Source organism: Rhizobium changzhiense, assembly GCF_013087625.1.
Taxonomy (GTDB): domain Bacteria; phylum Pseudomonadota; class Alphaproteobacteria; order Rhizobiales; family Rhizobiaceae; genus Rhizobium; species Rhizobium sophorae.
In genome coordinates, this window is the sequence record NZ_JABFCQ010000001.1 from 666,578 (window position 1) to 692,702 (window position 26,125).

Sequence of the window (26,125 nt, forward strand, 5' to 3'; positions counted from 1 at the left end):
AAACTATTGATAGGCCGGCTGCGCCTGGAACTCCAGCAAGGCCTGCGCCGCTGCCTCGCCGCGCGCCTGTTCCACCACGGCGCGATGTTCGATCTCGGCCTGGGCGACGCCAAGCTCGGCTTTCCGCTGCTCCGCACCCGCCTTCACTTCAGCCGTTTTCAGCTTGATCATCTGCTCGGCCGGGGGCTCCGGCGGCGGTTTTGGTGCGGTGGCGGCCTCGGAGAGCTGGGCGCCGACCTGCTCCAGCGTGCTTTCGAGCTGGCGGCCGGCCCTGAAGCCGCGGGCGGCAAAGAGCAGCGTCTCGACCATGACAGGCACCAGCATCGGGTTCTGCTGCGCCATGGCGCCGGCCTGCTGCAGGAAGCCGCCGATCATCTGCACGAATTCCATGCGGCGCTGCTTTTCGGCGTCCTCGTCGGGCTCGATCGTCGAATCCGTTTCGATGTCGATTTGGAAGCCGCGAATGCTGTCGTTGCGCAACAGCTGCACGACCTCGTCGATCGTCGGCTGCTGCATCATCTGCTGGAGCTGCGGCGGCATCTGCGGCGGCGGCGGTGCGGGCTGGCCCATCTGCTCCGCACGCGCCGCGGCCTGCTGGGCCGCCATCTGCATCTGCTGCATCTGCATTTGAACCTGCTGCTTCTCGGCCATGGTCGGCAGCTTGATGCCGCTGACCAGCATCAGCGTTTCCGGCTGGAACTGACCGCAGATGATTTCACCGGCAAGCCGGATGATATCGCGGGCGAAGCGGGCAAGCTCGGACTGGCGGTCGCGGATACGGATCGAGCCCCACTGGCTCTTGATCCGCTGCGCCGTCGCCGTCTCCGACGCCTGGGTATCGCCTCGGACGATGTCTGATATGCCGGTGATCTGGTAGACGTCCTCGATCAGCTGCTTGCGGGCCTGGATGCAGGCGATGATGACCTTCTGCACCTCGTCGATCGGCAGCGTCACGATCGCCTTCGAGCCGCCCTTGTCGGTGAAGGCCGCCCATTCCGGGATCGGCACCATCACCGTGTCGTTTTCCGGCCGCATCGCCTTCTCGATCGCCGGCGAGATCGCGCCGTCGCCGGAGGGGTAGAACACTTTCAGCCGCAGCTGATCGGTCAGCTTGTTGACGCGTCTCGTCAACAGATCGATCTCGTCGCATTGCTGCTGATAATAGACATAGTCGGGAACCGGGATCAGCGAGCTCGTCGACATCGTGCCATAGGCCGGGCGCGGGCAAGGCCAGAAGTGGGTGAGATCAAGCGGCGGCTCCGACACTTCGAGCGCCACGGGCGCGCCATCGGCGATCCAGACGGTATAGTTTTCGCTCTTGCACCAGATCTCCCAGACATGGGTCTTGCCCTCGTTCTCGGCGCGCTCGGTCTGGGTGGTGCCCTTGTTGCTGCCGGCACCTTGCGCTGAAAGCGATGCCATCGCGTCGGGGCCGAAGCGCTTCTCCAGCTCCTCGTCGGTCATCGGCACGCGCCGCGCCACCCATGTCACATCCTTCCAGCGCCGCGCCGGCGAATGCAGGAAATCCGACCAGTGCACATAATCGATGCAGACACGCTCGTCGGTGATAGCCTCTGGCGGAACGCCATTCTCGCCCGTGCCACCGGGCAGGCCGCCAGAGAGGAGGCCACCAATCGCCGGCGCGTCGGAGGGTTGGACGCCCATGTCGAGCGGCTCGAAATCGGCCTCGTAGCGCAGCCACACCGTGCCGCGGGCACAGAGCAGGAAATCATCGCGCACCGCCCGCATGATGGAATCGATATCGGCTTCATCGCCCATATAGGACAGGTTACGTTCAACCAGTTCCGAGGCCATGCGCGCCACCGGCTGGGCGTCCTTGAAGCGGCGCTCGACGACCGGCTGCGGCACCCGGGCATAGACGGCCGGTTGCAGCACCGAGGTGTTGGCCCAGAGCATCGGAAACCGTCGCTTGGCCGCATTCGTCTGGTCGGACTGCTGGTCGAGATAGATCTTCTCGATCTTGACGCAGCGGTCGTGCCAGGATTTGAAATAGCGCTGGGCGCGCTCGAGCTCCTGCTGCCAACGGGCGCCGACCTTTGCCAGGTCCCATTGCTGCCCGCCCTCCAAAGCCATTGTTTCGTCTTCCATCAAACACGCTCGCTATATGCAGGGGTGGAATCGGCAAATTCGTTGAATGTCATCGTCTGGAAGGTCGGCAGGGTTTTCGTTTGCGGCTTCAGCGGTTCCGGCGCCAAGCCGGTGAAGATGATCGCCAGCCCGCCGAAAGCGTCCGCACCGTGCGAAGCCCAATTGTGCAGCGGCTCGTCGCGGAAGACGCTCAGATCTTCGTCCCAGTCCTTGCGGTAGTTCCGCAGACACCTAATGCCCTGAATGCAGCCGGCCTGATCGAACTCGATCTTCGCCAGAATGCGCCTGGTGCCGTTGATGCGGTCGTGGACATAGGCGCGCTCGATCTTGCGGACCGTGCCGAGATCGCGGGCCTTGACCTCTCTCAGCATGACCTCGATGCGGGTCATGCCACCGCGCGTCCATTCCCTGACCTTGATGTCATGCGGCATGTTGTGCACGCCATAGACATAGCCATGTTCTTCGGCGCGCCGCTCCAGCTCGTCGAGCATGCCGTCCATGCCGGTGCCGGTATGCTCGAAATAGCCGATCATCCGAACCCTGCCGGGCAGCACCTGAAACAGCCAGACGCTGTTGGTATCGTCCATGCCGATGTCGGAGATGGTGTGGACGGGATAACCTTCGACATGCGGGAAAACCCCGATCCGCTCTTCGGCATCGGCCACCGCCATCTGATCGGCGTAATAGGCGCCCTCGACGCTCGCCTCGAAAGCTTCTGCCGGTGTCGAGGGGTATTCGCGCTTCATGTCGCCGAGCTGGGTTTCGGCCTTCTTGACGTACCAGGCCTTCTGCCGGTCCGTCAGCGTGATGCCCTGATCGGCCAGGTTGCGGAAGTACTTTTCGAGAGCATCTGTGATGATGACGCCATCAGCCGCGATCGCATATTGCGGCTCCTTCCACCAGGGGAAGAAATGGAACTTGAAATCCAGTTCGGTGAGCTTTGCCGCCTGGCGCTGCTTGACCTGGCCATCTTCGCAGAGCGTGTAGAAATGTCCTTCCTGGCCTTCCGCCGTGCTTTCGACGAAGACCAGCTGGCCGGCCTGCACCGTATTCAAAGCACCGGTGCGGACTTCCCTCGCCTTGTCGGGATATTTGGCGCAAAGCTTCCCATATTCGGAAATATGCAGATATTGCAGCGTTCCCGAGCGCAGCGAGGTGCCGACACGAATGCTCGAATTATTGCCAAGCAGCAGTTCGGTCTGGTTGGCCCTGACGACAGGCACGGCGTTACGAATGCCGTCGGGCAGATTGTCATAGGGATATTTGATCTTGTCCCGGAAGATCGTCTGCACGTCGCCCAGCGTATGGGCGATGGTGCCGGCGCGGATATCCCGGTTGAAGACGCAGGCATCGAGCATGAAGATCTGAATGAAGGTGGTGAGACCGAGCTGGCGGGCTTTCAGCAGCACATTGAGGTAGTGCATCTGCTCGAAAAACGTCATCTGCGTCCAGTTCATCTCGAACCTGACGCGTTTGCCTGATTTGTCGGTGATCCAATAGAGGTTGTTCAGACGCCAGCGCCAGTCGGAAAACTGGTCAACGGCCGTTTGGAAGTCCGCGCGTCTTGCCATTGATATCTTCCAGCAACTGCGAAACCTCGCCGGTCACGGCGCCCTGGTCGGGCTCGACCTTGGAACCGTATTTCTTCGGCTTCAGCTTCTCGGCGACCCATTGGCGGGTGGCGATGCGGAGCTGCGACCGGCGGATGGCTTCGCCATTCTCCTGCCAGCCGGTGGTCTCGCCGCTCGCATTCTTCTTTTCGATCCAGTCGTCTGCGCGGTCATCGGCAATCTCGACCATCTCGTCGACAAAGCCGTCCGCCTGAATCTCGCGCGCCAGGGCGTATTTGACCCGAAAACCGGCCTTGTCGTCATCGGCGAGCCAGGACAGCACGCTCGACATCGCCGGCATCCCTTCATCCCGGCAGATCGACCGCAGGCTTTCCCTGTCGGCGATGCGCTCGCAAATCCTGTCGGCAATCGCCTGGGTGAACTTGATGGGTCTGCCCATGAGGCGCCGCTTCTGGAGGGTTCTAGAACAACGCGACGATATTGGAGGCCGTGGTCCCGGTCAGCGCCACGATGGCGGCGTGAACCGGCAGGATCGTCCCCGCCGGCACGCTCTTGAAGATGACCGGATCCATGTCCCGGCGCGGCGCAATAGCAACATCGCCCGCCGTGCCGATATAAAGCGCGCGCGCACCGACAATGGCAGTATCGTTCGGGGTCACCACTGCGGCCCGCGAGGCGGGAGCAATCGAAGGGTCCATTACAGTTCTCCTTGGAAGAGGCGAGCGCGATCCGGCCCGATCCCGATGTGATCGAAGATGAGAGGTCAGGCGGCAGAGGATGAGGATCAACGACGAGCTGGGAGCTGGCCGGACGGTCACAGACACACCGATCGGGGGCGGCGTCGACCTGGCTGACATCACCTTCTGGATTCAAATTTCGCAGCTTGGATTTACGGTAGTCTTAACTGATTTGCCGGGGGGTGATCAAGCGCTAATCGAGTCTGAAATCCAGCCTGCTCGACCCAGTGGGCACCGGAACATCTTACGAAGCGCCGGCGGTGGATTTGGCAAACCGCGCTCCCCACCCTCCGTCATCCTCGGGCTTATCCCGAGGATCTATGCCCGCTGCCCGTGGAGGCCAACGTAGATCCTCGGGACAAGCCCGAGGATGACGGAGCAAGAGGCAAGCTCTGCGGCAAACTCGCGATGGTGGCTCAGTGCAGCTGGCCGGCTCTCAAGCCTTGGCGAATGGGCGCGTACTATCGGAGGGCGGCGCCGACTTAGTCGGCATCACCTCTGAATTCAAATCTCGTAGCCTGGATTTGCGGTAGTGATAACGGATGTGTCAGGGGGTGATCAAGAGCTTTTGATCGCAGGTCATGCGCCGGTTTGAAATCGCCCCAATCGGCGGCAAAACCCCTCACCGCTTTTCGAGCCTTCCGGTCCGGCGTACAATGAGCAGGCTGTTGATCCAACGGTGGAGAAGTTCAGTGAAAACCGCGAGACATTTTCTTTGCCTCGTCGCTTTTCTCAGCGTCACGTTCGCTGGAGACCCAGCTGGTGCCGACGAGCTGGTTCACTTCGAAAGCGCGCCCGTCAAGCTAAGCCCATTTCGGATAAGCAAAGCGAGAGAACAGGGAGAAATTCTTTCTCAACCGCAAGGTACGCCCCTGCTGGGATATCTGTCCCGCCCGGAGGGTGATGGCCCCTTCCCGGCGGTCGTCGTCCTGCATGGATGCGAGGGTATGCGTCTGAGCATCAAAGACCTTTGGCCGAAACGACTGGTCTCATGGGGCTACGTCGTGCTCGCCGTCGATAGCTTCACCACCCGCAACCTCAAGGACACGTGTCAAAGCCATCTCCCCGATCGCGTCTTCGACGCCTATGGCGCTTTGAATTTTTTATCGAAACAAAGCTTTGTCGATATCAGGCGAGTTGCCCTGATCGGCTTTTCAACGGGCGGCACGGCGACGCTGGAGGGAACAAAAATTGAAGGCAACGAACAGCTGATGGACCGCAAATTCAAAGCAGCGGTTGCCTACTATCCCCGCTGCGCGGCAACTCAGGGCGATGCGACGGTGCCGATCCTGATTTTGACTGGCGAGCGAGACAATTGGAGCCCGGCCGACCGATGCCGGAAGAGGCTTGCCCGTCTGAGTGACAATAGTCCGCCCATCGAGCTCAACATCTACAAGGGTACCTACCACGATTTCGATGCCCCGGAGTTTAAGGTGGGAAGGAAGGTGTTGGGTCACATCGAAAAATACAATCCGGACGCCGCGGGAAAGTCGATCCGCAGCGTTCGCACATTCCTTCGAGAGTACCTTTCGAACTAGAGTCCGAGCTTTGTCCGCTTGAGCGCCAACCGGCTATCTCAGTCACGTTCCATAGGATCAAAATACAAGATCACATCACCGGTTGAACGCCTAGCGTAGCTCACCAAGCACGACGTAGCTTCTTGCTCGCAGTCCGATCTTCATAAAGCCTTCAGATTCACCACTTGCGCAGTCGTGTGGGGTAAAACCCTTCGGCAACATCACATCGATCGATGAGGAAACCTCATGCTTTGCCAAGACATCAAGCTTTTCAGACCGTCTGAACGGCGCAATCTCGATAGTCTCCTTCCCAACGAGCACGAATGCAAAATGGCCCTCATCCGCAACGTAGTTGTTCGCGGCGAGATACATGTTCACTCTGGCAGCTAACGCATCTTTGGAAGGCAATCGGTCTTGGTAGGGCTGGAGCAGGCAGACCACCTGGGCATCAAAGGACGATAGATCCGAAAACTTCGCGGTCTTGCCAATTGGGATGCTTTTGAAAGCATCGTCATCCAAGGAAGCAGCATTGGCCAACGGCCCGCAAACAATCCATGCCATCGAAACCAATAAACCAATAAACCTCACGAGGTTCATTCGCGTCCGTACCTCCTGCGTCGATACTTGATACAACCCTGTGTTGATCACGCTGTCAACAAGGCCCGGCGCCCAATTGGCCAAGCGCTTTTTATCCGGCAGCCAGGTCAGATCCGATGCGAGCGCGCTGCGAGTGAACGCGTCGAGCGCTGGAGCGTCGGCGGTGTGTTTTCCCGAGCGCGGGTTGCTACGGTTCTTGGTCACTTTTGCGCCTTCTGCGTCTGCGGCCTATTCTACGGTTTCTTGAGAACTGACGTCTCGACCCAAGTATTCAACAGGTCCTTACCAACGACGACGACCGTCATCCACGTATTCTCACCCTCGATCAAATAGGCCATGCCGCTTTCCTTGCGGTCCTTCGTGACTGAACCCAACGAGTCTGCCGCGAGCCCAGCTTCGAAGGCTTCGATCTCAGCGCTCGAACAGCGCAGATCCTCCGAACGATCCGCCGCCAGGACGGCAAAATAATCGAGCGTACAGGTAGTAGAAAAGAGCTTTCGGTATTCCTGATAATACATGGCGAACCGCAGTCCGCTCGGCATCGTGTAGTGCTCGCTGCCGGTTCGAGGCTCAGAGGTCGGGTTGACGGGAGAAGAAGGCGCTTCAACGGTCCAATCGCCTCGATCGACGCCGTTGTGCAAGGCAGCCAGGCTTCGGCCATTCAACACGCAAAGCTTCAACGTATCATTGAGAGGGCATGCAACCGCCCCATCCCCACTCAATAGGATCGCAATCACCAAAGCTGCAAAGAAACGCACTCGACCATCCCCCAAATCATCACCATCAAACCCACCGGCACCGTAGTTCGGATGCCGGACAGCGGCGCCATAGCAACTTGCTATAATCAGATGGTTGAGCTAGATTGCGGCCATAGCAAAATGCGATGCGCGATTCCGGATCTATGCACGTCATTACACAGAAAAAGATCTGGGAAGCGAAAGACCGATGGCCGCAGGCGACCAATGCCCTGGATAGTTGGTATCGGCTCATGAAGTCGTCGGAGCCGACTGACTTCGCTGACATGAAGTCACTCTTTCCGGCAACCGACAAGGTCGGACGGCACCATGTATTCGACATTGGCGGCAACAAGCTGCGATTGATCGCGGTGGTCCATTACACATTCAAGAAGGTCTATCTCCAGAAGATTATGGACCATGCGGAATACGACAAAGGAACATGGAAGGCTTAGCCCGATGAGCGCACTTGTAAAACTGGTCAGCGAGCACTGGATGCATGTAGCCCCTCTTCTTGCCATGCCGACCAATGACGCTGAATATGATCGTCTCGTGGAGCAACTTGACGAGATCCTGGCTGAAGTCGGCGACGACGAGGAACATCCTTTGGCGTTGCTTGCATCGCGTATGGGAGACCTTGTCGAGGCCTATGACGAGCGAAACCGCCCAATGCCTCCGGTGACCGGAGCTGATGCACTGCGTTACATCATGGAAGAGCGGAATCTTGGCCAGTCCGAGGTGCCGGAAGTCGGCGCTCAGTCCGTCGTGTCCGAGATTCTCAGAGGAAAGAGACAAATCAACGTCCGACAGGCTCGCGCGCTGAGTGAGCGATTCTTGATTCCAGCGACGGTATTTCTATCGCTTTAAAGATGGACATGCATGGCGGCGCTCAAGGGAAGATGCCCGCCATTTTGAGTTTGCCGCAGAATACCGACATCGCTTTCGCGACGCCCTCGCTGCAGGGAAACTTGAACGGTCGCGTGGCTTCCTCGGTCAAAACCGGCGCGCCTGTTGCGGCGTCACGGCCGGTAACATGCTTCGTCAGCAGGATGCCGCAGGCCTCGCCGGCGGCCCCGTCGATCGCCATCTGGACATCGCCGAGATAGGTATCGCTGGGGATGTCGATGATGAAGGCCGTGAAAAATCTCACGCCTCGGCTCCCCGCCACGGCCTTGACCAGGCTTGCATGCGCCTCGGAGACCTCAATCTCCTTCTCCGGCGGCCACATCACATCACTTGCAGGCCACTCATCATCTTCCACGGCTTCGCCGATCGGCTGCTCGCGCATATCCGCTCTCCACATCTTCGGTTTTCAGATGGCGGCCGCCGCGCCGATGTTCTGATGATGGAGAGAGTCAAGACGGATGTTTTGGTATGCGCTGCCTTCCAGTGCAACCGCCAGAGAACGGGCATGATCAAGAGATCTGCACCGTCCCCCGGCCCTGCCTTAACCCCGCTTGAGCACGACCTTGCCCGGGGCTCCGGCTGCGACCGCATTCTGCGCCGTCACGCTAGGCACCGCTCCTGGCAGGACTGAGTACGCAGCGCCACCTATTACCCTCCCGGTGATAGACGTCGGTGATCCATTCGTCGGCTGATATCGGTTCGCCACGGAACATGCCGGTGTTCTGCCCGCGACCGGTAACCGTGGCGACATTGCCGATCAGATGGACGTGATGCGTCGTCTTGGTCATCGTGTCATGGCTCAGGACACCGGATCCGATCGCCGAAAGAATAGCCTGTGCAGGGATTGGGCCGCGTTCAGACGTCACCAGCACCCAATCCTGCGTGATGCAGGCGGCGATCCGGGCGGGATCGTTGGACACCATCGCCGCGTTGAAGGCGCGCTCAGCCGCCTCGAGCGCTTCAAGGGCTGCGGCACTCATGCCGATATATCCTCGTTCCAGCGGCGTTGCATCTCCTCGGGCGTGACCTGCTCGATGGTTTGCGACAACATCCAGCGATGACCGAAGGGATCAAGCACCTGCGCCACCCGCTCGCCAAAACTCTGGTCGGTCGCCGGGCGCAACATCGTCGCCCCGGCCGACAGCGCCTGCGCCAATGCTTCGTCGGTCGACACCGTGTCCATGTGGAAGGTTACCGGCGAGCCTCCGATGGTATCGGGAGACAGGGCGCCGAAGTCCGGATATTCGTCTGCCAGCATCATCAGCGTCTCTCCGAAACGCAGCTCGGCATGGCCGATCCGTCCGTCCGAAGGATCGGTCATGCGGAAGACTTCCGTGGCGCCGAAAGCCTCCTTGTAGAAGTCGATGGCCCGTGCCGCATCCTTGACGATGAAGTAGGCGCTCACTTTTCGGGCAAAACTCGGCATGGATGATCCTCCTTGACTGGGTTATTTATTAACGTTACGTATCGTAAAGATATGAGTCAAGAGAATAACGCAATACCGAAGAAACGAGGGCGGCCGCCAAGCGCTGCCGCGCAGAGGCGTGCCTTGGAGGCCGCCCATGAAATCCTGATGGCCGAAGGTTTCGGCCGCATGACGATCGAAGCCGTGGCGGCGCGGTCCGGTGTCGGCAAGCCGACGATCTACCGCTCCTGGGCCAACGCGCAGGAACTGGCGATGGCCGCTCTTCTGGTCAACCGGCTACCGGAAGCGGAGGTCGGAGGGGCCACGGCGCAGGCGGCTCTCGGCGCGCAGATGAGCGGACTGGTGACTGCCTTTGCAAGCACGCGCGGGCGGCAGATCACCATGGCGCTTGCGGCCGCCGACCCGGAAAGCGAATTCACCAAGGCCTTCCGCAATCAGGTGATCCTGTCGAGCCGCAACGCGGGTCGTGTCATCCTGGAGGAGGCTCTGGCTCGGGGAGAGATCGTTGCGCCGCCTGATATGGAGGCGCTGCTCGACATGATCTACGGACCGGTATTCTTCCGGCTGCTGGTCGGCCATCGCCCGGTCTCGCCGGAGTTCGGCGATGCGATCGTCAGGACCGCGCTGCGGGCCGTTGCACCGTCGGGCGCGTGAGACCCTCCCGTCGCGATGGGCGAAGCCGACATGCCAGGGCAGAGGCGATTGGCGGCGTGGAAATCCCTCACCGTCTCGACCGACGGCTGACGGCAGAAACTCTGCTTTCCGCGTCAACGATATCGAGATGATCAGCCAGCTCCTATTGGATGATTTTCCCACCCTCGGCCGCCTCCAGCTTTCGCCTGAGCGCCTGTTCCTGTTCGTATGATTTATGCGGGAAATGCTCAAAGCACCACCAGCGCGTTGGCACGGCCGGGGATGGGCTGTGGCCCCAGCCTCCCCATTCCTTGCAGCGTGTGCCGTCAGCATCGTGGTGTTCGCAATAATGCTCGACGATCACATTGGCGCCCGGTGCACTCGAATGGCCTTCGATGCTCATGGCTGCACCGTCCTGCGTTTCCCGCTCTTGATGCTCTCATAGATCATTTCCAGCCGTCTTGAGGCGACATAGGCACTGTCCTCGTATCCGGCCGACGGCCAATCCAGTCGATGGCTGCCGTCAGTCGCCACGATCCAGAACCATCGATTATCGATCCCTCCGCCTGCCTGTGACCGGAATATCCTTCCGATCTGGGTGTCGCCGTCAAAAGCGACGTAATCGTCACCGGGTTTCTCCTTCCAGGCGTGCCGCCATTTAAATCTGATTTCCCGGCCACTGACATGTTCCCACGATTTCCATGTGATTTGTTCTGGCATGCGTCGTCCTGTCCTCTCGCGAGGTATTCCTTTGACCGCATGGTTGATGGATGGCTCCCGCCCGAGCCGGTGAATTCAGATCAGCGTCGGTTCCGGATCGGGGTCGATCGGATCGGGGTCGATCGGATCGATAATGTCAGCCGTGTCGTTCTTGGGCGAACCCACGTTGCGGCCGATCGGCCACATGGTCATCAGTTCCGCCGGGAACGGCTTCATCAGGTCGTTCGGATCGGGTTCCGGCGATAGCCAGCGTTCATAATCCTCACGATGCAGGACCACCGGCATGCGGTCATGGATCTGCGCCATCATTTCATTCGGTTCGCAGGTGACAATTGCGAAGCTCCGGATCTCTATGTCATTGTCGCGCCGCGTCTCCCAGATGCCGGCGAGCGCAAAGGGCGAGCCGTCAGCCATGGCGATCGCATAGGGCTGCTTGTTCTTGCCGGTGCCGAAGATATCCTTCCACTCGAAGAAGCCGTTGATCGGCACCAGGCAACGGCGCGACCTGTAGGCCGAGCGGAACAGGCCGTTGGTACCGATACCCTCGCAGCGCGCATTGATCGGCGGCGGACGCCCTCCCGGCTTCATCCATGCCGGCATCAGACCCCAGCGCGCCGAGGCGAACACCGGCCCCATGATATCAGGCTCGCGGACCATGTCGCGAATGATGATGGGATAATCCAGCGTCGGCGCGCCGTTATAGCGCGGAAATCGGTTCCCGAGCGCATCGATCGCGCCTCGCTCTGCGAAGGCGAAATTGCGCACCAACTCCTCAAGCGATGTCTTGATATAGACGCGGCCGCACATCCAAAACTCCATCCCGCATATTAGATGTTCTGATTATGTTCTGGGTGTTCGAGGCGAGTCAAGGCCGGTCGCTACAACCGATGCCGCCATTACTTTCGCCAGAGTCAAAGTGAAGCCTGTCACCGTTTCGACGACCGCTGAAGACGCAAAATCTGCTTTGCGCTTGACAGCCTTCCTACTGGAAGGTAGATAAAGCCTATGAGCAATCTTTTGACGACCTCCGACGAAATCCTGGCCTCCGCCCGAGCATTGATCATGACCGGAGGCTATAATGGCTTCAGCTATGCCGATATTGCTGCCGTCGTCGGCATCCGCAAGGCCAGCATCCATCACCACTTTCCGAGCAAGACCGACCTGGTGCGCACGCTTGTCGTGCGATATCGCGAAGATGCCGAGGCGGGTATCGCGGGCCTGGAACAGCAGGTGCAGGATCCCCTCGCGCTCCTCAATACCTATGCCGGCCATTGGGCCCAGTGCATCGAGGATGCAAGCCGACCTTTTTGCGTCTGCGCCCTGCTGGCGAGCGAGCTGCCGGCGCTGCCGCCGGAGGTCGCGGCCGAGGTCAAGGCCTTCTTCCGCTTCGCGTCGGCATGGCTGACCTCGGTGATGGAACGGGGCGCCAAGGACGGGAGCTTGACATTGTCGAGCGAACCGCGCGTCGAGGCTGAGGCCTTCATGGCCTCCGTCCATGGCGCCATGCTTTCAGCCCGGGCTTACGGAACCCCGGAGGTCTTCGCCACCATTCTGGCGCCCACCTTGCAGCGGCTCACTCCGGCCGCCGCTCGATAAAGCTCCGGGCGGGATGAACGCCCGGAGCGACAAACACGACCAGCAAAACTACCAACTAGTAGGAAGACAAACATGATCAAGACCATTCTTCCCGCCCTCGTGCTGGGGCTCAGCGCTGTCGCGTCGGCGGCCATCTTGCCGGCGCCCATCCATGCCGAAGACCAGAAACCCGAGCAGATCCATGTCAGGGGCAGCATCGTCACCTATAGCGGGTCCGCTCTCAAGGTGAAGACCCGTGAAGGAGAGACCGTCGATGTCACCCTTGCCGACGGCTGGAAACTGGCGAGCGTCGCAAATGCCGCGGTCACCGACATCAAGCCGGGCGACTTCGTCGGCATCGCATCCCTGCCCAGCGAAGGCGGCGGCGACGGCGCGCTTGAAGTGCTGATCTTCCCGCCGGCGATGAAGGGCGCCGGTGAAGGTAGCTATGGTTGGGACCTCAAGCCCAACAGCAGCATGACCAATGCGACCGTGGCCGACGCCGTCAAGGGCATCGATGGCCGCACCGTCACCGTCTCCTATCACGGCAAGGAGAAGAAGATCTCCATTCCGGACGGCACGCCGGTCGTGACCATCGCTCCAGCCACCAAGGACGATCTCGTTCCCGGCGCCGTCGTCTTCATCCCCGCCGAGAAGGCTGCCTCGGGTCCCCTCGCCCATCAGGTCCTTGTCGGGAAAAATGGCGTGGTCCCGCCCATGTGACCACGTCGTCGCCGGTCGGCCGGGCCGCCCCCGGTTCGACCGGCGATTTGCCAGGGAATGCCGCCTGACTGCAGCCGATGGACCCGAACGACGGAGAACACCGTCTCGACGGCAACCGGCGGTGCCGGGGCGGTTCCCGCAAGCCCAGGAAATCCAATCGCGATGACGGACGCCGCCGCTCATGACGGTGAGCCGTCCCTATCAGACCAACACCATCACATTCAGGAAGAGATCATGATGACCACCGATCAAACCACCGTCGCGTCTGGCGACAGGGAAGAGTGGCTAACGCGCTATTATTTCACCCGCGCAGCCTTTTCCGCCATCTGGGTCGCAGCAGCCTTGACGGCCGGCCACCAGTCGCTCGCCGTCGCGGCCGCCTTGCTGATCCTATACCCGGCCTGGGATGCCGCCGCCAACCTGGTCGACGCAGGGCGCAGTGGCGGCCTGGCAAACAACCGCAGCCAGGCGATCAACGTCGCCGTCAGTGCGGTGACGACCGCTGCCGTGATCGTCGCGCTGACGATGAGCATGAACTGGGTTCTCGGCGTCTTTGGCCTCTGGGCGATCTTTTCCGGCCTGCTGCAGCTCGGAGCCGCTGTCCGGCGCTGGAAGACCCATGGCGGCCAGTGGGCGATGATCCTCAGCGGCGGCCAATCCGCGGTGGCAGGCGCATTCTTCATCGCCCAGGCGCAAATGCCGGAAGCGCCGTCCATTGCCAACATCGCCGGCTATGCCGGCCTCGGCGCCTTCTATTTCCTGGTGTCGGCCGTCTGGCGGAGCGTCACGCAGATGCGGCGGAAGCGGGCCTGAGCGAGGAAAGCGCGGGAGATATCCCACGCCATGCCGGGCGGCGGCGGCCGGCCCGCCAGGACCGCTCAGCTGGAGAGAGGTTGCAGCCTGTTTCAACAGGAAGCGCAGCTGCACGACACACCGACCAGCCCTCATCCTGAAGTGCGCAGGCCAAAGGCCGGAGCCGCGAAGGACGAGGGCGGGTGGCAAGCGCTTCGCCCAGCGATCGGAGCGATCACCCGGCGAACAGAGAAGTTCCGAAGGCTCGATGCGGTCTCCAAAGACGGGTTCCATAGCTACACGGTCGGCGATCTCGTTCTGCCGAGACGTGCAGCGGCGGTGTGACCGCACTCACCGCCTTGTGTAAGTTTTCGAAAAGCGGTTAGCTGAATCGTTGGCTATGCTTGGTGTGCTGAGACGTGTCTGCATTTCGGGGGAAATCTCGTGCACTGGTCCAAACCCCTAAGACTGCATCTCGGCGTCCTGGTCGTCGCATCGCTGCTTTTCACGTCGACGCCGATCATCTGGCTGGCGTTCAGGCAAGGAAGCGATGCTGCGGTCAATGCGGGCGTGCAGCAGATGCGCGAGTTGAGCCTGCGGCTGATCGAGGGGTATCGCAATACGCTGCATGGCGGCACCGAGGCGGCGGCGCTCGCTTCTACCCTGCCGCTGCTCGCCTCCCCGCCGCCCCAGGATATCACGGCGAAACAGCAATTCTTTCTGGAGGTTCTGCGAAACGTCCCCAACGCAGCGAGCGTCTACACCGGCTATCCTGACGGCTCGTATCTGCAGGTCATCAACACGCAAAGGCAGGATGTCCGCCGGATCCTCGCAGCACCCGATGGCACGGCTTTCGCGATCCGCACGATCGCACGCAGACAGGGCCCGGACGTCATATCGACAATTCGCTTCCTCGACCCCCAGGCAAGGCCGATCGCCGAGCGTGACGTCGACTATGCATCATTCGATCCGCGGCAACGCCCCTGGTACAAATCCGTCATCCAGCATGGCAAGGAAGTATCCGTCGGACCCTATGTTGCGGGAACGCTGCAGCTTCCAACGCTGACGATCGCAGCACCGATGAGAGACGACGGTCGGGTTGTCGTCGGCATCAACATCCACCTGATGACTGTCAGTCGCCTGCTGGATGCGCAGGAGATTTCGCCGCGGGCGCGCGCCTACATCATCGATGATGCTGATGATCTGATCGCCCATTCCGACCCGGCAATCATGAACAGGCTTCTCGGCATATGGTCGAAAAATGCCGATGGCGCCGTTGCCGTCGATACGACGACAGACAGTTACGACACAAGCCTCGAAACGGTGGCGAGGCTCAGGCGGGATCCGGCCTTTGCAGATGGCGGCGTGGTGCGGATCGATTTCGATGGCGAACGCCAGATCCTGCAGATCGCCCCCGTCAACGTGTCCGGTCTGTTCAAGGGAAGCGTTGCCGCAATCGTCGTGCCGCTGGAAGATCTGGTGGCTGAGGCCAATCGGCTGCTCATGCACAATCTCCTGATTGCCAGCGCATTCGTGATCGCGGGCCTTGCTGCATCGGTGTTGCTGTCGCGCATGGTCAGCCGCTCCCTCTATCGCCTGGCGGACGAGGCGCGCAGGATCGGCGATCTGGATGTCGGCGAAAAAGGCGTCTCCCATTCCTTCATATCGGAGATCAACACGCTGGCGAGCGCGCTGGCGGCAAGCCGCCATGCCATTAGCCAGTTTGCCCTCTATGTTCCGCGTGAAGTCGTCAGGCGGATCATCGATCCCAAGGGAAGAACCGCCGTCAAGGCGCAGCGGCAGGATGTGACTGTGCTGTTCACCGACATCAGAGACTTCACCACCATATCCGAGCGACATTCGCCCGAGGACGTGGTCGATACGCTGTCGGCCTATTTCGAACTCTTAAATACCATCGCCGAGCGCCATGGCGGGACTGTCGTGCAATATCTCGGCGATTCCATTTTCGTCATGTGGAACGCCCCTGTTCCAGATGCCGGACATGCCGAAAACGGCTGCCGATGCGCCCTTGCCATGAAAGCGGCAGTCGACGACTTGAATGAAGCCAACCGCCGGAATGGCCGTCCCGCACTCATCACGCGTTTTGGATTGCACACCGGCGCGGCCGTCGTCGGCAGCTTCGGCGCGATTTCACGTCAGCAGTACACCGCCATGGGCGATACGATCAACGTCGCCTCACGGCTGGAAGGACTGAACAAGGAATTCAACACCTCGATCCTGGTGAGCGCCGCCATCCACGAGGCGGTCGCCGATCGCTTCACCCTTCGCCCGCTGGGCCTCGTGCAGGTCAAGGGACGCGCCGAGAAGGTCGATCTATGGGAGCTTGTCGGGGATGTCCGCTCCCCAACCTCCCCCGGGCCTTGATGTATGGCCTGAGCCTGGGATCCATGCCCGATGGAGGCGCGAGTGGATCCTCGGGTCAAGCCCGAGGAAGACGGAGGATGGGGTGGCGTCTGGAGCAAGGATAGCGACGTATCCGGAAATGATCAGTGCGTCCACTTCGGAGGCGACAGGCGGCTCGGCCCATGGCCAGCCCCGTCCTTCGATGCCCCTTTCGGGGCACCTCAGGATGAGGCTGGAGAAAGGTTGCAGCCCCGTTGCTTGTGTTGCGGCGATGTTTAGAGCTTTCCCTCTGCCAGCAGTTCGCGGGTTCGCTTCAGTGTCGACAGCAAGGCGGCCTTGTAACCGGTTTCGCCGTCGAATTGAGCCTGCTCGGCCTGCTCTTCCGGGCCGTTCGGCTCCTTGCCGCGCAACCCGATGTAGCAGTAGAAGCGCAACTGCAGCTGACCTTCTTCATCCTCGAAGAGCTCGTTGATAATAGCTCCCTCGCGTGGGCCTGTGGCCTGAAAGAAGGTGACCTTGCTTTGCTGTTCGAGGGTGATGATCTCGCGCAGATCCTGCCCGGCAATCGTCGCCTCGCGCACGAAGTGGGTTGGGCTTTCCTCCACGACATCGCAGCGGGTGCAGAGACCGGCGGGAAGAAAGAGCCGGGCGTCGCGTGCCTTGCGTTCGAGACCTTGCCACGCCTCGGCGCGCGTCAACGGGGTTTCGCCTTCCGGGTTCACCGGAACTGTGGCGGTCGAATAGATCATGGTGATAATCCTTGTGGTCAGATGGCTGTTGGGCTTGCCTCAGGCGGAAGCAATAGTTTCCGAGGCGAAGGTGCGATAGCTGCGCAGCGGGCGTCCGAGCAGCTTTGTCAGACGCTCGAGGTCGCCGGCCTCAGGCAACATCCCGTCGGTGATGAAGCGTTCGCCCATCAGCCGCATGTCGTAGGCCATCCAGGCAGGCATGAACTGCTTGAGATTCTGCTCGAAGCCCTCGGTATTGTCGCCGCCATAGTGGATCGGGCGGGCGAGCACGTCTGACCAGATGGCGGCGATATCGGTTCCGGTCAGCGTCTCCGGACCGACGAGGTTGATCCTCTTGAGCGCCAGTGGCTCTGCAGCCTGTTGCCGGCGCAGCAGCTCAAGGGCGGCGATCTCGGCGATATCACGGACGTCGATCATGGAGAGACCTTTGGGCCCGACCGGCATCGGGTAGGCGCCGTAGCCGGTGATGACGTCTTTGACCATCAGATCGTTCTGGATGAAGTAGGCCGGGCGCAGGATGGTCGCCTTGAAACCCATCTGCTCGATCATCCGCTCGACGCCGAACTTGCCGGCGAAATGCGGCACGTTCACGTAGACGTCGGCGTGGATCACCGAGAGATAGACGATCCGCTCGATGCCGGCCGATCGGGCGACGTTCAGTGCAATCAGAGCCTGGGTGAATTCGTCCGGCACCACGGCGTTGAGCAGGAACAGGGTCGACACGCCCGACATGGCGTTGCGCAGCGAGTCGACGTCGAGGAAGTCGCCTTGGGCGACGCTGACACCAGCCGGGAATTCGGCTTTCGACGGGTCGCGGACGAGAGCACGGACATCGGCGCCGCGCTTGATGAGGTGTTCGACGACTTGGCGGCCAACATTGCCTGTGGCGCCGGTGACGAGAATGGTCATGGTTTTTCTCCGTGTTGAGTTGCTTGACACCTCGAATATGTGTGGTTCACTGGTAGTCCGATAGACGGCGATTTTGGACACGCCGTCTCGCTGGTGGAACGCTCATGGATCTTCTTGCGCTTGCCGATTTCAATCTCGTTGCCCGCCATGGTGGCTTCGGCAAAGCCGCAAGGGCGACCGGCCGGCCGAAGGCAACCCTGTCGCGGCGTGTCGCCGAGCTGGAAAGCAGCCTCGCTCTGAGGCTGTTTGAACGGGGTGCGCGTAACCTCAAGCTTACCGAGGAAGGGCGGGCGCTCTTCGAGCGGACTGGGGCGTTGCTTTCCGAACTGGACGAGACGGCGTCGGCGATTGCCTCCGGCGGTCAAAAACCCAAGGGCAGATTGCGGATCAGCGCACCTTTGCATTTTTCCCAGACCGCCATGGGCAGGATCGCCGCGGGCTTTGCCCTCCAATATCCGGAGGTGAGGCTCGAGGTAACGAGTGAGGACCGGTCTGTCGATATGATCGAGGAAGGCTACGATCTGGTCATCCGGGTCAATCCGGATCCCGACGAAAGCCTGGTCGGACGGGTGTTTCTCCGTGACCGGCTGGTGGTGGTGGCAAGCCCCGATCTTCCCCGCCCGACCGGCGGACACGCCGCTCCCGGCGTCATGCGCGGCGCAGGCGATCGGCAAACATGGCAGGTGAAGACAGAAGGCGGCCGGTCGACGATCAGGATCGAACCTGTGCTCACCTTGGCGACGCTCATCATGGTCCGGGATGCAGTGCGCGCCGGCGTCGGTGCGGGACGCCTTCCCATTTCGCTGGTAAGCCACGACCTGGCGGACGGCACTCTGGTCAATTGGGGAGATATCGACGGCCCCGAAATCGCTCTCTGGACGCTCTACCCATCGCGGCGGCTGCTCAGCGCGCGCGTGTCGGCGTTCCTGGACTTTCTCAAACAGGCCTTCCCCAATGGGACGGCTGACGAATTAGCCGCGTATATTGGCAGGTGATGACGGCGCTTGCCAGCTTCTTCGGCGGGTTTACCGCGTTAGGCTCTCTTAGCTCGCTACCTCGTTTCCAACGACGCGCCCTCCGGCGATGATGAGAGCTGTGGAATCGCGCGCTCTACCGAAGTCTCTCAAACGGTATCGATTTTCGTTCGCATCACATCGGAGCTCGACTCCGTTAGCTGAGATTGGCGCTAGAAAAGGCGTTCCAATTCTTCGAACGGAGAATACTGTAGCCGTTTGGCATTGCAGCGGTAGTCCTGATGCATATAGCCACTAAGGGCAAACCCGTACCTTTGGTCATAGTGCAAGGATTCTGTCGTCACGCCGGCACGTTCTGTGAGTTTATTCTTCGCCTTAAACCTGATGCAGATGATCCGATCACCACCGCTTAATATCAGTGAGTTCGATATGGTCGCGTCGCTGATTTCACGCTCATTGTAATACGTCTTCCGTGCATATTCGATGACAGCTGATCTGTCGGCTGCCGTTGGCGCGGTCTGGTTGGAATACACCGGATCCCACCGCTCGGGAGTCCCGCAGCCGGTTAATAATATCGGGATTGCGAGAAGAGTCAGGCGAGGCATTTGCTCTTTTGCTCCATTTCTCTACTACAATTCGGAAATGCTTATTTCTTCGATGATATATTGGCCCTCGCGTATGGCCCGCGCAATGGCTCTCGCACGGCTGATACGTTGAGGTCCTTTCTTATGATTGCGCATAGTTCGATGGCGGCCACGTTTTCTGGATTAAGCAACGTATGCATCTCGGCCCTGCTTACTTTCAGATCCTCGGTAACTACCTGGAATATATCTCCGATTTCCATCCTCGGAATCGGTTCGCGATACTTTCCATCCTCATATGCATCAAGCTGAGCCTCCTGATACTTCCGATAGGCCTCATTCACGCTGCAAACAGACAGCGCTTCGGAAGAGATATCATTATGAACGAACTCGATGCATCCTCGCGGATAGTGATCGCCCAGAGCATCAATGACATCGCCTGCTTTCTTCAGCACCTCAATCGCAGAAGCGTCGCTCGCACGCGAGAGTGCGGGGTGTCCGTGTTTTCGAAGCATGTCGGACGCGGCTTTCAACGCGGCCGCCTCTTCTCCTGCCTGAAACTTCGCGTTTATCTCCTTCGCTTCATCCATATGATCTGTGAAAATCGCGTGGAGCAAAGGGTTGGTGCTTGCAAGGTCATTCATTAGCTCCCCAACCGATCCCGGCGTCGCATCTTGTGCAATCGCTCCTGATGCGAGAAACCAAACCCCTCCGCATAGTGATAAGAAATTTTTCATGCACACTCGTCCCCACTTTGCACGTCCCCAGAAGACCTATCAGTCTATCGTGACGCCGCCGGCGTCAATGTGGCTGCGCGTCACGCCAAATTCGTCGGCAAGGTCGTGCAACGCTTCCTCCACGTCAGCGTCCAACGAGAGGGCCGCGGAATTGCGCAGACGTAGCGCCGCCCGACGACGCATGCCGAGCCCTGCAGCACATGTTTCATGGAGCGCGCACCGGCTCATATGAGATGACGGAGGATGGGCGCGTGCTTTCGCCGCGACCCCGCTGTCGACGAAAGGCCTTCCTGCGAAATTCCTCGAATCCCAGCCGATTTTAGGGTAAAATTAACCAGCGCATCGAGAGGGCTGAAACGCCCTTGCGCGTCGCATGCGTCGCGCAGCGCTTACGGAAGGAAAGATGAGCCAATGAAAAGGTTAGCAATCGTTATCCTGTCGCTGGTGACGGCGCTGACGAGCGTTCCGCCGGCCATGGCGTTTCCCACCATTGCCGTGCCGAAGATCGAAGCCCCGGAGACGCAGCCGGTCCAGTACAGAAATTATCGCGGTGGATACCGAGGCGGCTATCGAGGCTATCGCGGGCGTGGATACCGCCATCGTGGCGACGATTGGGCCTGGGCACTCGGCGGGCTTGCCACCGGCGCAATCATCGGCGGAATGCTGGCGCAGCCGAGATATTATGGCCCGAGCTACTACGGTCGGGGCTACTACGACGGGGGCTACTACGGATCGCCCTATTACGGTCCGCCGCGCTACTACGGGTCGACCATTTACCGTCCGCGCTACTACGCGCCTTACCGCCCGCGCTACTACGCGCCGCGTTACCGCCAGGTCTATAGTGGCGGCAACGGACATACGCGCTGGTGCTACTCGCGCTACCGGTCTTACAGGGCCTACGACAACACGTTCCAGCCCTATTACGGTCCGCGACGGGCGTGCGTCTCGCCCTACTAGGCTCAGGGTGATTAGTTTCTGCTGAGCGAGCGCCAGATGGCGCAGATGTCGCGGTTCTTCCCGCTGTCGCGCGGGGTTCCGCGGGTCGATGACCGGCGAGTGGTGAGTGGGATCGTCTACGTGATCCGCAATGGCCTGCAGTGAAAGGACGCGCCGGCAGGTTATGGGCCGCACAAAACGCTCGACAACCGCTTCATCCGTTGGAGCCCGCTCGGCGTCTTCGACCCCGTCTTCGCCGGGCTCACCGGCGGACGGCCCAGGCCTGAGCGCATCATGTCGACGCGACTCATCTTAAAGCCCACCGCACGGCTGCGTTCCCAATTTGGCGCGTTGTGCTGATCGCGGAGACAATAATCTCCGCGTCCAGCCCCATCGTTCACAAGCCGGCGTCTCAGGCGGCAGCGAACTTCTGGACGGCTGTAACGTCGAAATAATCCCGCCACTCGACAATCTTGTCACCTTCGATCTCGAAAATGCCCATGATCATCACGCGTCCGATTTCGCTGCCGTCGGCACGCTCGAACCTGTCGAGCCTTTCGGTGAGAACGCGAGATCCGTCGGCGGCAATCGCGAGCATGTCGATATGGACCGTCGAGATGCCCAACGACGTCTCCAGTCCGTCGATCATGGCGATAGCCTCTTCGACGCCGTTCGTGACTGAAACGCCTTCGTTGACCCAGCGCGTGTTGGGTGTGAACCAGCGACGGACGGCTGGCCTTCCGCCGTCTTCCAAGAATGTGGAGCAAAAAGCCGAAACAGTTTCGGTTGGGGTGGGCATGGCAGTTCCTTTCTGGATGATTTCGAAGCCTCAACGGCCTCTGTGTTCAGCCTGAAGATAGGCCTTGAATCGCGCCGCCACGATGCCAGATCTTCCGCTATGATTGCCTGATTTTCCGGAATGATTGATAATTCTGGGCAATCGAGTTAAGTTGCCATGATGAGCGAACTCGACAAAATCCGCGCCATGGCGGTGCGCCACGCTGGCCGTCAGAGTCCTCAACTGCCGAGACTGTTCGCTTACACCCTCGACCATACAACCGAGATCGATCCGCTGATCTACGATCCTGCGGCGTCCCTGGTGATCCAGGGAACTCAGCGCATGTTTATCGGCGACAGGATGTTTGAGTACGGCCCTGGCCAAAGCATGATCGTCGCGGCTGAGATCGCTGCGTTGGGTCAGATCTGTGAGGCGTCTGAGGATCAACCGTTTCTAGCAGTCGGTCTGTTTTTGGACCCAGCCCTGCTGTCGGATCTCGTACTTGAAATGGCAGCGATACCAGAGCTGCCGATTGAATCGGGATACGGCGTTAGCACTGCGAGCGCGTCGCTTCTGGGCGCTTGGGGAAGACTACTGGAACTACTCGATCGCCCAACCGAAATCCCGGTCATGGCTCAGTCTCTGGAGCACGAGCTCATGTTTCGGCTGCTGATGGGACCGCACGGCGGCCTGCTCCGTCAGATTGCCGGATCTGACTCGCGCCTGATGCACATCCGAAAGGCCATGGCTTGGATCCGCGACCATTACACCGAGCGCCTCAATTTCAAGGCGGTCGCTGCGCTCGCCGGCATGAGCGTATCCGTGTTTTACGATCGCTTTAAAGCCGTTGCCGCCGTCAGCCCGCTTCAGTATCAGAAATATATCCGGCTCCACGAGGCCCGCCGTCGCATGATCGCGAACCAGGTGAGTGCAGCCGAGGTGGGATTTGCGGTCGGCTATGAAAGCGCCTCGCAATTCAGCCGTGAGTACAAGCGTCTCTTCGGAGCGCCGCCGGGTCAAGATACCGAGAGAGCGAAGGCAGGCTTGGGGGGCTTCAATCCGCCAAGATCGCTTGGTGCTCGACCAGATGTTGCTTGAAACGGTGACTGTAGTCCCGACCCACGGCCGCGACGACGCTCTCTCGTAATGCCAAAGCCTCACGCCATAGGGATACGCGTGGGAGACCCTGAAATATCATCTGCGTCACGGTCGGGTTGATGAGGTCGAAATACTGGAACAGAGGCGCGAACACCGCATCGACCATGCTGAACGTCGATCCAGAGAAGTTCGCCCCCTGGCCAAGCACATCTTCGAGCCTCTCTAGCCGGTTTCGGAACGCTGCCGGCTTGGCGTCTGCGGTCGTGCGATCCTTGGCGTTTAGGAATTGCCAGGCTTCGGCTAGAGTCGCCGTACCATATTCGATCCACGCGCGCTGTTAAGCGCGACAGCGCGTCCTCAGAGTAGAGCTTGCCGCCGCCCTGCGTCTCTTCGAGATATTCGCAGATCACCATGCTTTCGAACAGGATTGCGTCCCTGTCATCCGCCATGATGCCGGAAAGCGTGAGCGGTTTTCGGACGACTTCATGCTCTAAAGCGCGTCGCGAACTTTCAGATTCGCTCTTCGCGCTTTAGGTCTTTGTTTTTACGCATGTCGTTGCCGCAAAACCGCTGCACACTTTTGCGCAACATGCTCTAACTGTTTAATTCAGAACAGAATTCAGGTTTGAGGCCGACCCGGCCTCAATTCATCCTGTTCTAGCGGAAGCCGCCGCTGGCGGCCAATCGCTCGCCGGTCAGCCAGCGGGCATCGTCGGAAGCGAGGAAGACGGCGACACCGGCGATATCATTCGGCTGGCCGATGCGGCCGAGCGGCGTCTGAGCGACGATGGTCTGTTCGAAATCCGAGCCGATGACGCCGGCCGAGTGCGTGCCCTCGGTTTCCACCATCCCCGGCAGGATGGCGTTGACGCGGATCTTGCGCGGGCCGAGTTCCTTGGCAAGCACGCTGTTGATGCCCTCGACGGCTCCCTTCGTCCCGGTATAGACGGCGGAATCCGGCGGCGCCAGACTGGTGACCACCGAGGAGATGTTGATGATGCTGCCGCCCTCGCCGAGATGCTTGACCGCTGCCTGGGTGGTCAGAAGAACACCGAGAACATTCACGTCGAAGATGCGGCGATATTGCTCCTCGGTCACCTCACCGATCGGCGCGAATTCATAGACGCCGGAATTGTTGACCAGCACGTCGAGCTTGCCGAACTCCTTGACCGCAGCATCGACCAGTCCCTGTGCCTCACCGGCCTTCGAAACATCGCCCTGCACCGCGATGGCTTTGCCACCGGCCGCGCCGATCGCCTCGACCACGGCATCCGCTCCCGCCTTGCTCGAGGCGTAATTGACCACCACTTGCGCACCTTCCGCCGCGAGTGCCTTGGCAATCGCAGCACCGATTCCCTTGGAGGCTCCCGTTACCACAGCGACCTTTCCTGTGAGCTTGGCCATTCTTGTTCCTTCCGATCCGGACAGCCGCCGGGATTGGCGGCACTGTTCCATAGTTCGGAAATTCGGAACTGTTGATCTCGATGTCAAGGGGCGCTATATAAAATTCATGAGACCGCTCTTTCACCCAGCCCTGGAGGACATCAAGCCCGAGGCGATCCTCTATGCGCTGTCCGATCCGGAGCGCGTTGCTATTTATGCAAAGCTTGCCGGCGCCGGCGGTGGCGGGACGTGCTCTGCGCTTGCCGATCTCGGCGATCGCGTCATTCCAAAGTCGTCGCTGTCCAACCATTTCAAGGTGCTGCGCGAGTCCGGGCTGATCATGAGCGAGCGCCAGGGTGTGGAGATGCGCAATCAAACGCGCTGCACCGAGCTGGACGAACGCTTCCCGGGCCTGATCAGGGCCATTCTGACGGCTTACGGCCAGCTTCCCGGACAGCCGAAGACGGACTGATCGCCCCTAGAGCAGCATAGTCCCCAATGGCCGACGGAGGTTCGTCTAGGTGCTTGCAGGCAACACGAATGGTCGCATGGATCCAGTCGCCCTTTCTATCTGCCCTACTGATGATTGTGGGCGTAGTTTGCGACCCGCGCATTGGACCGACAGGCGACCCAATGCGGGAGCACCAACAGCGGACAGCAGCAGATCAACGAGCGCTTCGGGTTATGATCTCCATCACGAGCTCTTTGTCTTTGTCCGTCCGGTAGATTCCCTGCACCCGGCAGCCGCGCATGATTTCATAGTTTTCGCGGTTATCCGGGTTCGATCGCATGAGCGCCACAATCACGTCGTTCGGCCCCCTCCACTGGTCCGCAAGCCCGCTTCGTGTCCAATTGAAAGACGATGGACCCCGTTGAACGCTCCCCTTCAGGGTCTCCAGTATTTCGAGGGTCACCCGCGCCTCTTGGCCCGGTTCCAAAACTTCGTAGTCCCGGAAATTGCCCCGAACGATCACGTCAGCGTCGAACAGCTCAGAAAAAAATGGTCGAGGTACTGCGCACGCGTGAGCGCTCGTCGCTGCGACGAAAACCGAAATCAGGGCGCAGACTGCCGGAAGCAAAAATTTCATCCCCCCAAGCGCAACTAAGATGCAAAGGCGGTTTCATATTCAGGATAGGCCATGCCCAAGATGATAATATTTATTTCCTGAACGGTTTCATTGAAATCCTCAATCGCGACGCCCTCGCATCGAAGCACCCCGAACTCTGCTGAACACGCAGAGAGCTGGGCCTTGCCCTCTAAATCATTATATTCGCCGTCAATTACGAACGCGTGGAGGCGTGGATCATAATCTGGAGTGGGAACAAAATGTCCCCCTGCAACGCCCATCGACGGATCGATGGGACCGAGATCGGCGTGCCCAATGATTTTTTCTTCGTGCAGAATATCGACATTCATGGCTTCATCTCGAAGTTTGCCTCGTTGCCTAGCCCACCGAATTTTCGACCACTATACCGCGAAGCTCCATTATATAGGAATGTCATCCCGATGCTTCCTTCCGAGTGGCAATTGAACGAGTACCGCCGCGTAGGGGCTGGAGCCGGCTCATAACAGCAA

31 protein-coding genes and 2 pseudogenes are annotated in these 26,125 nt (G+C 60.1%); 14 read left to right on the forward strand and 19 right to left on the reverse strand.

Features of this window, described 5'->3' with window-relative positions; genetic code table 11:
• Positions 1-3 precede the first annotated feature (3 nt).
• From G9X68_RS03370 to G9X68_RS03385, 4 genes are read right to left on the reverse strand one after another with little or no spacing between them, the layout of a single operon-like run.
• The gene (locus G9X68_RS03370) at positions 4-2,109 is read right to left on the reverse strand and encodes a hypothetical protein (RefSeq protein WP_171601267.1); all 2,106 of its coding nucleotides are present in this window, start codon (positions 2,107-2,109) and stop codon (positions 4-6) included.
• Complete coding sequence (locus tag G9X68_RS03375) at positions 2,109-3,680, reverse strand: terminase large subunit (protein ID WP_171601268.1); 1,572 nt, start codon at positions 3,678-3,680, stop codon at positions 2,109-2,111. The genes G9X68_RS03370 and G9X68_RS03375 overlap by 1 nt, the downstream gene beginning before the upstream one ends.
• Positions 3,646-4,119: a terminase small subunit-like protein gene (locus G9X68_RS03380; RefSeq protein ID WP_138328664.1), complete on the reverse strand. Its 474-nt coding sequence runs from the start codon at positions 4,117-4,119 to the stop codon at positions 3,646-3,648. The genes G9X68_RS03375 and G9X68_RS03380 overlap by 35 nt, the downstream gene beginning before the upstream one ends.
• Before the next feature lie 22 nt (positions 4,120-4,141).
• Positions 4,142-4,378 (reverse strand): spike base protein, RCAP_Rcc01079 family, encoded by a 237-nt coding sequence (locus G9X68_RS03385; protein WP_033182850.1) that lies wholly within the window; start codon positions 4,376-4,378, stop codon positions 4,142-4,144.
• A gap of 695 nt (positions 4,379-5,073) precedes the next feature.
• Between G9X68_RS03385 and G9X68_RS03390 the strand changes: the two genes are divergently transcribed.
• On the forward strand, positions 5,074-5,955 hold the full coding sequence (locus G9X68_RS03390; protein WP_171602144.1) for a dienelactone hydrolase family protein: 882 nt from the start codon (positions 5,074-5,076) through the stop codon (positions 5,953-5,955).
• Positions 5,956-6,045: 90 nt separating this feature from the next.
• On the opposite strand, the gene G9X68_RS03395 is transcribed toward G9X68_RS03390, so the two are convergent.
• Together G9X68_RS03395 and G9X68_RS31740 are read right to left on the reverse strand one after the other, a co-directional pair.
• Complete coding sequence (locus G9X68_RS03395) at positions 6,046-6,582, reverse strand: hypothetical protein (protein WP_342355319.1); 537 nt, start codon at positions 6,580-6,582, stop codon at positions 6,046-6,048.
• Positions 6,583-6,764: 182 nt separating this feature from the next.
• Positions 6,765-7,289 carry a hypothetical protein gene (locus G9X68_RS31740; protein ID WP_342355311.1) on the reverse strand — a complete coding sequence of 175 codons (525 nt, stop codon included), beginning with the start codon at positions 7,287-7,289 and terminating at the stop codon, positions 6,765-6,767.
• 125 nt (positions 7,290-7,414) lie between these two features.
• Between G9X68_RS31740 and G9X68_RS03405 the strand changes: the two genes are divergently transcribed.
• Both G9X68_RS03405 and G9X68_RS03410 read left to right on the forward strand, forming a co-directional pair.
• A complete protein-coding gene (locus tag G9X68_RS03405; protein WP_240602204.1) occupies positions 7,415-7,720 on the forward strand; it encodes a type II toxin-antitoxin system HigB family toxin in 306 nt (101 codons plus the stop codon).
• Positions 7,721-7,724: 4 nt separating this feature from the next.
• Positions 7,725-8,132: a helix-turn-helix domain-containing protein gene (locus G9X68_RS03410; RefSeq protein ID WP_171601269.1), complete on the forward strand. Its 408-nt coding sequence runs from the start codon at positions 7,725-7,727 to the stop codon at positions 8,130-8,132.
• A 22-nt stretch (positions 8,133-8,154) separates the two neighbouring features.
• Here the strand turns inward: G9X68_RS03410 and G9X68_RS03415 are convergent, their stop codons facing one another.
• The 3 genes from G9X68_RS03415 to G9X68_RS03425 all read right to left on the reverse strand — a co-directional run bounded on the left by G9X68_RS03415 (position 8,155) and on the right by G9X68_RS03425 (position 9,597).
• Positions 8,155-8,553 (reverse strand): hypothetical protein, encoded by a 399-nt coding sequence (locus tag G9X68_RS03415; RefSeq protein WP_171601270.1) that lies wholly within the window; start codon positions 8,551-8,553, stop codon positions 8,155-8,157.
• 223 nt (positions 8,554-8,776) lie between these two features.
• Positions 8,777-9,151, reverse strand: a complete 375-nt coding sequence (locus G9X68_RS03420; RefSeq protein WP_171601271.1) for a nuclear transport factor 2 family protein — start codon at positions 9,149-9,151, stop codon at positions 8,777-8,779.
• Positions 9,148-9,597: a VOC family protein gene (locus G9X68_RS03425; protein WP_171601272.1), complete on the reverse strand. Its 450-nt coding sequence runs from the start codon at positions 9,595-9,597 to the stop codon at positions 9,148-9,150. Before G9X68_RS03425 ends, G9X68_RS03420 begins: the two co-directional genes overlap by 4 nt.
• A gap of 51 nt (positions 9,598-9,648) precedes the next feature.
• Here G9X68_RS03425 and G9X68_RS03430 point away from each other — a divergent pair, with 51 nt between their 5' ends.
• A complete protein-coding gene (locus G9X68_RS03430) occupies positions 9,649-10,251 on the forward strand; it encodes a TetR/AcrR family transcriptional regulator (RefSeq protein ID WP_171601273.1) in 603 nt (200 codons plus the stop codon).
• A gap of 142 nt (positions 10,252-10,393) precedes the next feature.
• Here G9X68_RS03430 and G9X68_RS03435 read toward each other — a convergent pair whose 3' ends face one another.
• From G9X68_RS03435 to G9X68_RS03445, 3 genes are all read right to left on the reverse strand, one after another.
• Entirely contained in the window at positions 10,394-10,633 is a 240-nt protein-coding gene (locus G9X68_RS03435) for a hypothetical protein (protein WP_129418303.1), read from the reverse strand.
• Entirely contained in the window at positions 10,630-10,950 is a 321-nt protein-coding gene (locus G9X68_RS03440) for a hypothetical protein (protein ID WP_171601274.1), read from the reverse strand. The genes G9X68_RS03435 and G9X68_RS03440 overlap by 4 nt, the downstream gene beginning before the upstream one ends.
• A 75-nt stretch (positions 10,951-11,025) precedes the next feature.
• The gene (locus G9X68_RS03445; RefSeq protein WP_171601275.1) at positions 11,026-11,757 is read right to left on the reverse strand and encodes an SOS response-associated peptidase; all 732 of its coding nucleotides are present in this window, start codon (positions 11,755-11,757) and stop codon (positions 11,026-11,028) included.
• Between the two features lie 198 nt (positions 11,758-11,955).
• Here G9X68_RS03445 and G9X68_RS03450 point away from each other — a divergent pair, with 198 nt between their 5' ends.
• The 5 genes and pseudogenes from G9X68_RS03450 (at position 11,956) to G9X68_RS03465 (ending at position 16,425) form a co-directional block, all read left to right on the forward strand.
• Positions 11,956-12,546: a TetR/AcrR family transcriptional regulator gene (locus G9X68_RS03450; protein ID WP_171601276.1), complete on the forward strand. Its 591-nt coding sequence runs from the start codon at positions 11,956-11,958 to the stop codon at positions 12,544-12,546.
• A gap of 72 nt (positions 12,547-12,618) precedes the next feature.
• Positions 12,619-13,248 carry a hypothetical protein gene (locus G9X68_RS03455; RefSeq protein WP_171601277.1) on the forward strand — a complete coding sequence of 210 codons (630 nt, stop codon included), beginning with the start codon at positions 12,619-12,621 and terminating at the stop codon, positions 13,246-13,248.
• Positions 13,249-13,482: 234 nt separating this feature from the next.
• Positions 13,483-14,061, forward strand: a complete 579-nt coding sequence (locus G9X68_RS03460; protein WP_171601278.1) for a DUF308 domain-containing protein — start codon at positions 13,483-13,485, stop codon at positions 14,059-14,061.
• Between the two features lie 228 nt (positions 14,062-14,289).
• Positions 14,290-14,385: pseudogene (locus tag G9X68_RS31745) on the forward strand (antibiotic biosynthesis monooxygenase); the annotation flags it as partial.
• 99 nt (positions 14,386-14,484) lie between these two features.
• Positions 14,485-16,425 (forward strand): adenylate/guanylate cyclase domain-containing protein, encoded by a 1,941-nt coding sequence (locus tag G9X68_RS03465; protein ID WP_171601279.1) that lies wholly within the window; start codon positions 14,485-14,487, stop codon positions 16,423-16,425.
• A 254-nt stretch (positions 16,426-16,679) separates the two neighbouring features.
• Here the strand turns inward: G9X68_RS03465 and G9X68_RS03470 are convergent, their stop codons facing one another.
• The gene (locus tag G9X68_RS03470) at positions 16,680-17,153 is read right to left on the reverse strand and encodes an AtaL-like protein (RefSeq protein ID WP_171601280.1); all 474 of its coding nucleotides are present in this window, start codon (positions 17,151-17,153) and stop codon (positions 16,680-16,682) included.
• 39 nt (positions 17,154-17,192) lie between these two features.
• Positions 17,193-18,062, reverse strand: coding sequence for an SDR family oxidoreductase (locus G9X68_RS03475; protein WP_171601281.1), 870 nt, complete (start codon positions 18,060-18,062; stop codon positions 17,193-17,195).
• A 104-nt stretch (positions 18,063-18,166) separates the two neighbouring features.
• Between G9X68_RS03475 and G9X68_RS03480 the strand changes: the two genes are divergently transcribed.
• Complete coding sequence (locus tag G9X68_RS03480; RefSeq protein ID WP_171601282.1) at positions 18,167-19,057, forward strand: LysR family transcriptional regulator; 891 nt, start codon at positions 18,167-18,169, stop codon at positions 19,055-19,057.
• A gap of 625 nt (positions 19,058-19,682) precedes the next feature.
• On the opposite strand, the gene G9X68_RS03485 is transcribed toward G9X68_RS03480, so the two are convergent.
• Positions 19,683-20,354, reverse strand: a complete 672-nt coding sequence (locus tag G9X68_RS03485) for a hypothetical protein (protein WP_171601283.1) — start codon at positions 20,352-20,354, stop codon at positions 19,683-19,685.
• Between the two features lie 411 nt (positions 20,355-20,765).
• On the opposite strand from G9X68_RS03485, the gene G9X68_RS03490 reads away from it, so the two are divergent.
• Positions 20,766-21,311, forward strand: a complete 546-nt coding sequence (locus G9X68_RS03490; protein WP_171601284.1) for a BA14K family protein — start codon at positions 20,766-20,768, stop codon at positions 21,309-21,311.
• A 36-nt stretch (positions 21,312-21,347) separates the two neighbouring features.
• Positions 21,348-21,625: pseudogene (locus G9X68_RS31750) on the forward strand (transposase); the annotation flags it as partial.
• A gap of 77 nt (positions 21,626-21,702) precedes the next feature.
• Here the strand turns inward: G9X68_RS31750 and G9X68_RS03495 are convergent.
• The gene (locus G9X68_RS03495) at positions 21,703-22,089 is read right to left on the reverse strand and encodes a limonene-1,2-epoxide hydrolase (protein ID WP_171601285.1); all 387 of its coding nucleotides are present in this window, start codon (positions 22,087-22,089) and stop codon (positions 21,703-21,705) included.
• A gap of 159 nt (positions 22,090-22,248) precedes the next feature.
• Here G9X68_RS03495 and G9X68_RS03500 point away from each other — a divergent pair, with 159 nt between their 5' ends.
• Positions 22,249-23,166: an AraC family transcriptional regulator gene (locus G9X68_RS03500; RefSeq protein ID WP_171601286.1), complete on the forward strand. Its 918-nt coding sequence runs from the start codon at positions 22,249-22,251 to the stop codon at positions 23,164-23,166.
• Here G9X68_RS03500 and G9X68_RS31755 read toward each other — a convergent pair.
• Positions 23,123-23,491 carry a glutathione S-transferase family protein gene (locus G9X68_RS31755; protein WP_342355320.1) on the reverse strand — a complete coding sequence of 123 codons (369 nt, stop codon included), beginning with the start codon at positions 23,489-23,491 and terminating at the stop codon, positions 23,123-23,125. The two genes, G9X68_RS03500 and G9X68_RS31755, sit on opposite strands and share 44 nt — an antisense overlap.
• Before the next feature lie 332 nt (positions 23,492-23,823).
• Positions 23,824-24,570: a glucose 1-dehydrogenase gene (locus tag G9X68_RS03510; protein ID WP_171601287.1), complete on the reverse strand. Its 747-nt coding sequence runs from the start codon at positions 24,568-24,570 to the stop codon at positions 23,824-23,826.
• 106 nt (positions 24,571-24,676) lie between these two features.
• Between G9X68_RS03510 and G9X68_RS03515 the strand changes: the two genes are divergently transcribed.
• Complete coding sequence (locus tag G9X68_RS03515; RefSeq protein WP_171601288.1) at positions 24,677-25,021, forward strand: ArsR/SmtB family transcription factor; 345 nt, start codon at positions 24,677-24,679, stop codon at positions 25,019-25,021.
• 630 nt (positions 25,022-25,651) lie between these two features.
• On the opposite strand, the gene G9X68_RS03520 is transcribed toward G9X68_RS03515, so the two are convergent.
• Positions 25,652-25,966 (reverse strand): hypothetical protein, encoded by a 315-nt coding sequence (locus tag G9X68_RS03520; RefSeq protein ID WP_138388034.1) that lies wholly within the window; start codon positions 25,964-25,966, stop codon positions 25,652-25,654.
• Between the last annotated feature and the right edge of the window lie 159 nt (positions 25,967-26,125).